Origin of the sequence: Pedobacter sp. CG_S7 (genome assembly GCF_040544395.1) — a bacterium.
Taxonomy (GTDB): domain Bacteria; phylum Bacteroidota; class Bacteroidia; order Sphingobacteriales; family Sphingobacteriaceae; genus Pedobacter.
This window is the reverse complement of sequence record NZ_JBEONS010000084.1, coordinates 1-3313: the sequence shown is the minus strand read 5'-3', so window position 1 is coordinate 3313 and position 3313 is coordinate 1. Positions and strand designations below refer to the sequence as shown.

At 36.6% G+C, this 3313-nt stretch carries 2 protein-coding genes; one reads left to right on the top strand and one right to left on the bottom strand.

The window, feature by feature from the left end; translation table 11 throughout:
• Positions 1-219 precede the first annotated feature (219 nt).
• Complete coding sequence (locus AAKU52_RS17235; RefSeq protein ID WP_354335857.1) at positions 220-2373, top strand: S9 family peptidase; 2154 nt, start codon at positions 220-222, stop codon at positions 2371-2373.
• Positions 2374-2592: 219 nt separating this feature from the next.
• Here the strand turns inward: AAKU52_RS17235 and AAKU52_RS17230 are convergent, their stop codons facing one another.
• Entirely contained in the window at positions 2593-3255 is a 663-nt protein-coding gene (locus tag AAKU52_RS17230) for a RagB/SusD family nutrient uptake outer membrane protein (RefSeq protein WP_354335855.1), read from the bottom strand.
• Between the last annotated feature and the right edge of the window lie 58 nt (positions 3256-3313).

Here is a 3313-nt window from a genome sequence, read left to right as displayed (position 1 = left end):
CCATTTTATTTGAATTTTGAAACTGCCCCTAAACTAACAACGATTACAAGGGCTGAAAACAGTCAAATCTTTTAAAGTACCTGAGTAGTTACCAATTAACGCACAAATGCCTTAATACTAATTAAGCTTATTTATTCGAGAGTTTAAATTTTAAAATAATAAAATAAATAGTATCTTACTTTCAGTAAAGCACAACCTAAAATTAACCTTCCAAACTACATGAAAATAATTAAATTTCTTCTCATCTTCATGCTCTTTAGCGCATTTATAGCTTGCAAAAATTCAAAAAACAATATGGTTGAAAACAAATGGCCTAATGCCAAACCACCGATAGCAGAAATTAAACCCTTTACAAGAATTCTGCATGGCGATACCGTGGTTGACAATTATTATTGGATGATTGATTACTTCAAAAAAGGAAAAGATAATACGGAAGTGATAAAATACCTTACCGCAGAAAACGAGTACCTAGACACTATGATGAGTGGCACTAAAACCATGCAGGAAAACTTGTTTAAAGAACTAAAGGGTCGGATTAAAGAAAAAGATGAATCGGTGCCTGCATTTCATAACGGCTATTATTATTATTCAAGAACGGAAGATGGAAAACAATACTTTAAATATTGCAGAAAAAAAGGAAGTCTGGAAGCAAAAGAAGAAGTGTTACTCGATGTAGATGAAATGGCTAAAGGCCATCCTTACTTTTCAGCTGCGGGGATAAAAGTTAGTCCCGACAATAAATTATTAGCCTACGGTGTTGATAAGGTATCCCGAAGACAATATACCATCTACATCAAAAACCTGGAAACAGGCGAAATCCTTAAAGATGCCATTCCTAATACGGAAGCTGATGCCACCTGGGCAACGGACAACAAAACATTATTCTATACCGCAAAAAATGAAATCACCCTGTTAAGTGAGCAAATAAAAAAACATAAGTTGGGTACAGAATCTAAAGAAGATCCTATTGTTTACCAGGAGAAAGATAACACGAATTATATTGGAGTGAGTAAAAGTAAATCCGGCAAATATATCTTCATCTACTCTGGAGCAACACTTTCTTCAGAAATGAGGATGGTGGAAGCTGCTCATCCTGATCAACCTTTTAAAGTTATTCAGCCACGCATGAAAAATGTGCTCTATGAAATGATTGCTTTGGATGATAAATTCCTAATCCTAACCAATTGGAATGCTAAGAATTTCCGCCTAATGGAGTGCCCACTTGATAAACCAGGGAGGGAAAACTGGAAGGAAGTTATTGCCCACCGCAATGATGTGCTGCTAGAAAGTGTTGAGGAGTTTAAAGATTTTATAGCCATCAAAGAGCGTAAAAATGGACTAACAGAACTGCGAATCAGAAATAAAAACGGAAGTGAACATTACGTAAAATTTGATGAACCCGCTTATCGTGTAGCAATTGGTGCTAACCCAGAATATAACAGCAAAAACTTGCGCTATATTTATACATCCCTTACTACTCCTTCTTCGACTTTTGATTACAACATGGAGACTGAAGCCAAAAAGTTACTGAAAGAACAAGAGGTAGTTGGTGGTTATAACAAGAAAGAATATACGACAGAGCGGGTTTTTGCCACGGCTAAAGATGGCACCAAAATACCGATCTCCCTGGTCTATAAAAATGGGTTTAAGAAAGATGGCTCAGCACCACTCCTGCTTTATGGTTATGGCTCATACGGAAACACGATAGATGCCGCTTTTTCAAGCACCACTTTAAGTTTACTCAACAGGGGTTTTGTATATGCAATAGCCCATATTCGTGGGGGTCAGGAAATGGGAAGACAGTGGTACGAAGATGGCAAACTTAAGAAAAAAATGAACACTTTTACGGATTTCATTTCCTGCGGTGAGTTTCTTGTAAACCAGAAATTTACGAATAAGGACCACTTGTATGCTCAAGGTGGGAGTGCTGGGGGATTGTTAATGGGCGTTGTTGTCAACCTTTCACCAGACCTCTGGAACGGTATTCTTGCGCATGTCCCTTTTGTAGATGTTATTAACACTATGCTGGATGAAAGTATTCCGCTTACCACTAATGAGTTTGATGAATGGGGAAATCCTAAACAAAAAGTCGCTTATGACTATATGAAAAGCTATTCACCTTATGAAAATGTTAAAGCTCAGGCCTATCCAAATATGTTGGTTACAACCGGTCTGCATGACAGTCAGGTACAATATTTTGAACCGACTAAATGGGTAGCAAAATTAAGGGCCACAAAAACAGACAAGAATGTATTATTGCTAAAAACAGACATGGATTTTGGACATGGCGGTGCGTCGGGAAGGTTCGATTACCTGAAGGATGTAGCACTTTACTATTCCTTTTTGTTTACACTGGAAGGAATTGAAAAATAATAAACATATGATACTCACTTACCGGGCTCGATAATTTTTTGGGTCCGGTAAAGGTTATCGTTATGCTGCTATAAATTCACCCTATTTAAGCAAGCATAAGCATCTTTAAAATTTCAATAAATTGATTTCTATATTTAGAAAACAATAAAAATGGTGCTTGCATTTTTGGATTAAAGCAAGCACCACATAAAGAAATGTATTCAAATTCTAACAGTCAAATTACCAACCTGGGTTTTGTACCATTAAATTATCTGAGTTAACATCTTTTGCAGGGATTGGGAACAAGTAATGCCTTTTAGTGAAAACTCTATTTTCGAATACAGTTTTTGTAAAAAATTCAGGTAAATTTTGGTTAATGCTTAAACCATACATTGGTCCATTATCTGTAGTTTCTGCAATCTTCCATCTTCTCGTATCAAAATACCTCGTATTTTCGAAGGCCAGCTCCACTCTACGTTCCTTTCTAATAGCTTCGCGCATAGCATTCTGAGATGCGGGAGAAGGAATTTGTCCAACCCCAGCCCCATAAGTGGGAATACCAGCTCTGCTTCTAATTTGATTTAAATAAAGAAGGATATCAGCATCGCCAGGAGTAGACTCATTTAAAGCTTCAACATAATCCAAAAATAAATTACCAACACGATAAAGAATAACAGGACGATTGTTTTCTCTCCAATTACCTAAACCCATTGCTTTTCTAACAATATAACCTGTAACCGAATAATCATTACCACCAGTAGCTTTACCAGAATTACCATTATTATTCATTTCTGTAATAATATTGCCATAAGTAGTATTTAACCAAACGCTGTTATGATAAGTAATATTGGCATAAAAACGAGGTTCTGTAGCCGGTAAGTATAAGTGCAGGATTTTTGGCAATTAGGAGTACACAACATTCGGTAAGAATACCGCCGAGAAAACGGTAAGAACGAATACA